We start from the raw sequence: 3148 nt of genomic DNA, 5'->3' as shown, positions 1-3148 counted from the left end.
TGATCGGCGCCAACGGCGCCGGGAAATCCAGCCTGTTCGCCTTGCTGCGCGGTGAACTCACGCCCGATTCGGGCGAGTGCCAGCTGCCCGCCGACTGGCGCATCGCGCACATGCGCCAGGAGGTCGATACCCTCGAACGCCTGGCCGTGGACTACGTGCTTGATGGCGATGTGCGCCTGCGCGAGGTGCAGACGGCACTGGCCACTGCCGAGGAGCGCACGACAACAATGCGCTGGCGCGTCTGCACGTCGAACTCGACAGTGCCGACGGCTACACCGCCGATGCGCGGGCGCGCAAGCTGCTGGCGGGCCTGGGCTTCAGCAACGAGCAGATGGACCGCCGGGTCGGCGATTTTTCCGGTGGCTGGCGCATGCGCCTGAACCTGGCCCAGGCACTGATGTGCCCCAGTGACCTGCTGCTGCTCGACGAACCCACCAACCACCTGGACCTCGATGCGATCCTGTGGCTGGAAGACTGGCTCAAGAGCTACCCCGGCACCCTGCTGCTGATTTCCCACGACCGTGATTTCCTCGATGCGGTGGTCGACCATGTAGCCCATGTCGAACAGTGCAAGCTGACTCTCTACCGCGGTGGCTACAGCGCCTTCGAGCGTGCCCGTGCCGAGCGCCTGGCGCAGCAGCAACAGGCCTACGAGAAGCAGCAGGCGCAGCGTGCGCACATGGAAAAGTACATCGCCCGGTTCAAGGCCCAGGCCACCAAGGCACGCCAGGCGCAAAGCCGCATCAAGGCGCTGGAGCGCATGGAAGAGCTGTCGGCGGCGCATGTCGATTCGCCGTTCGACTTCACCTTCCGCGAGTCCGAAAAGATCTCCAGCCCGTTGCTCGACCTGGCCGAAGCGCGTCTGGGCTATGGCGACAAGACCATCCTGGAGAAGGTCAAGCTGCAGCTCACCCCCGGTGCACGCATCGGCCTGCTGGGCCCCAACGGTGCGGGCAAGTCGACCCTGATCAAGAACCTCGCTGGCGAGCTCGAACCGCTCGCCGGGCGCCTGGTGCGCGGCGAGAACCTGGTGGTGGGCTACTTCGCCCAGCACAGCTCGACTCGCTGGACAGCAAGGCCAGCCCGTTGCTGCACCTGCAGCGCCTGGCGCCGAGCGAACGCGAACAGACCCTGCGCGATTTCCTCGGCGGTTTCGACTTCCGTGGTGCGCGCATCGATGAGCCGGTGTTGAATTTTTCCGGTGGCGAAAAGGCGCGCCTGGCGCTGGCCCTGATTGCCTGGGAACGGCCGAACCTGCTGCTGCTCGACGAACCGACCAACCACCTGGACCTTGAAATGCGCCTGGCGTTGACCATGGCCCTGCAGGAATTCAGCGGTGCGGTACTGGTGGTCTCCCACGACCGTCACCTGCTCAAGAGCACCACCGACGACTTCCTGCTGGTGGCCGACGGCAAGGTCGAGACCTTTGACGGCGACCTCGACGACTACACCCGCTGGCTGGTCGAGTACCGCCAGCGCAATGCACCGCTCAGCAGCACCCCGGTCAACCCGGACAAGACCGACAAGAAGGCCCAGCGCCAGGCGGCGGCGGCCCTGCGCCAGCAACTGGCGCCGCACAAGCGCCAGGCCGACAAGCTTGAAGCCGAGCTTGCCAAGCTGCATGAAGAGCTGGCCAGGGTGGATGCGAGCCTGGGCGACAGTGGCGTCTACGAGGCTGCGCGCAAGGACGAACTGCGCGAGCTGCTGGCCCGGCAGGCCCAGCTCAAGGTGCGTGAAGGCGAGCTTGAGGACGCCTGGATGCAAGCCCTTGAAGTGCTCGAAAGCATGCAGGCCGAGCTGGAGGCACTGTCCTGATGGAGTCGATGCAAGCCTTGCTGCCGGTCGAGTGGATCGGGCCGTTCTGGATGGGGCTGCAGATCCTGCTGATCCTGGTCGCGGCCTTCGTGCTGCAACGGCTGGTGGCGCGCTGCCTGATCCGCCTGAGCGAGCGCTACCCGTTGCCGCCGGAGCTGATGGTGCCGCTGCGTGGCGGCTTGCGCTGGCTGATCATGGGCAGCGCGCTGATCTTCGTGCTGGAGCGTCTCGGGGTCTCGGCCACGGTGCTGTGGACCGCCTTGTCGGGCTTCGTCGCAGTGGCGGCGGTGGCCTTCTTCGCCATGTGGAGCGTGCTGTCGAACCTGTTGTGCGCGGTGCTGATCTTCACCGTGGGGCCGTTTCGCATCGGCGACATCGTCGAACTGGTCGAGACCCTCGACAAGCCTGGCGTGAAGGGCCGCGTCACCGCGATCAACCTGCTGTTCACTACGCTGATCGAACTGCCCGAGGCCGGTGGCGCGCTGGTGCAGGTGCCCAACAGCCAGTTCTTCCAGAAGTGCGTACGCCGCTGGCGGGGCTCCGATGGGCTGGCGGTGGTCAGCGAGAGCCCGAAAACCGGCGCCTGACGATGGCCTGTAAAAAAATGTGGTGATTTTTTCAGCGGCGCATTAGCGTAAGGCCTTGAACCTGAGTACGGGCCGAGGTGTGTGATGTCGCTGGAAACGTGGTTGGCTTTTTTTGCTGCCTGTTGGGTAATCAGTCTTTCGCCGGGGGCCGGGGCTATCGCCTCGATGTCCTGCGGCCTGCAGTACGGGTTCTGGCGCGGCTACTGGAATGCGCTGGGGCTGCAGCTGGGGCTGGTGATGCAGATTGCGATCATCGCGGCCGGGGTCGGTGCGGTGCTGGCGGCGTCGGCCACCGCGTTCCAGATCATCAAGTGGTTTGGCGTTGCCTACCTGGTCTACCTGGCCGTGAAGCAGTGGCGGGCGTTGCCGGCGGACATGGCCGACGAGTCGGCGGTGCGCCCGATCGGCAAGCCGTTGAGCCTGGTGTTTCGAGGCTTTCTGGTCAACGTCAGCAACCCCAAGGCGCTGATCTTCATGCTCGCGGTACTGCCGCAGTTCATCAACCCGCATGCTGAGTTGCTGCCGCAGTACCTGACCATCACCGGCACCATGGTTGCGGTCGATCTGTTCGTGATGGCGGGGTATACCGGGCTGGCGGCGCGGGTGTTGCGCCTGCTGCGCACACCTAAACAGCAGCGGCGCATGAACCGCACGTTTGCCGGGTTGTTTCTGGGCGCGGCGACGTTGTTGGCCACCATTCGCCGCGCACCGGTCTAAACGCTTCGCTGGCAAGCCAGTTCCCACAG

Annotated in this window: 2 protein-coding genes and 1 pseudogene; all 3 read left to right on the top strand. The window is 65.2% G+C overall.

What is annotated here, in order from left to right:
• A pseudogene (locus tag G3436_RS24355) lies at positions 1-1815 on the top strand (ATP-binding cassette domain-containing protein); the annotation flags it as partial.
• Positions 1815-2402: a mechanosensitive ion channel family protein gene (locus G3436_RS24350; protein WP_163950431.1), complete on the top strand. Its 588-nt coding sequence runs from the start codon at positions 1815-1817 to the stop codon at positions 2400-2402. The pseudogene G3436_RS24355 and the gene G3436_RS24350, both read left to right, overlap by 1 nt.
• An 84-nt stretch (positions 2403-2486) precedes the next feature.
• A complete protein-coding gene (locus tag G3436_RS24345) occupies positions 2487-3119 on the top strand; it encodes a LysE family transporter (RefSeq protein ID WP_163950429.1) in 633 nt (210 codons plus the stop codon).
• Positions 3120-3148 lie beyond the last annotated feature (29 nt).

Source organism: Pseudomonas brassicae, from assembly GCF_010671725.1.
Classification (GTDB): domain Bacteria; phylum Pseudomonadota; class Gammaproteobacteria; order Pseudomonadales; family Pseudomonadaceae; genus Aquipseudomonas; species Aquipseudomonas brassicae.
This window is presented reverse-complemented; position numbering and strand designations above follow the sequence as displayed.

Bases quoted from the DNA above. Each gene is read 5' to 3' on its own strand.
- G3436_RS24350 (WP_163950431.1), top strand. From the start codon at position 1,815: ATGGAGTCGATGCAAGCCTTGCTGCCGGTCGAGTGGATCGGGCCGTTC.
- G3436_RS24345 (WP_163950429.1), top strand. From the start codon at position 2,487: ATGTCGCTGGAAACGTGGTTGGCTTTTTTTGCTGCCTGTTGGGTAATC.